Here is a 387-nt window from a genome sequence, read left to right as displayed (position 1 = left end):
ACCCCGTTCCGTGAGGTCCATGCCGTATTCTACGCCGACAAATCCGCTCAAGGGCACGATATAAGTCTTTACGAAGGGAACGTCCTCGTATGTCCGCTTGATGAACTGGGCGCCGGGCGTGTTTTCGATAAACCATGGTTGCCGGCCGAATCCGCCAAACTGCAGTTGGATGATGTGGCCCAGCGTTTTCAATGCCGATAGAGCGTCCTCCCGCATTGTGGAGTAGGTCGCGGGGTTAAAGTGGACCGAGCGGTTGCGCAGCGTCGCAAGCTCCATGAAAGCTATCCCAACATCAGGCAAGAGCACGCCCCAGTCTTCCAGCACGCGCACGGCGAACCGCCAGTCATCGAAAGACTCGCTGCGATAAACACGGCGGTAGTACGGCGA

Annotated in this window: 1 protein-coding gene; it reads right to left on the bottom strand. The window is 57.6% G+C overall.

From position 1 onward, the window contains the following. On the bottom strand, positions 1–387 hold a 387-nt coding region (locus EOA29_RS42075), incomplete at both ends, for a hypothetical protein (RefSeq protein WP_210213249.1).

The organism is Mesorhizobium sp. M1E.F.Ca.ET.063.01.1.1, assembly GCF_003998155.1.
Taxonomy (GTDB): domain Bacteria; phylum Pseudomonadota; class Alphaproteobacteria; order Rhizobiales; family Rhizobiaceae; genus Mesorhizobium.
Note: the sequence above shows the minus strand (reverse complement) of the source record. Positions and strands in the feature narration are given on the sequence as shown.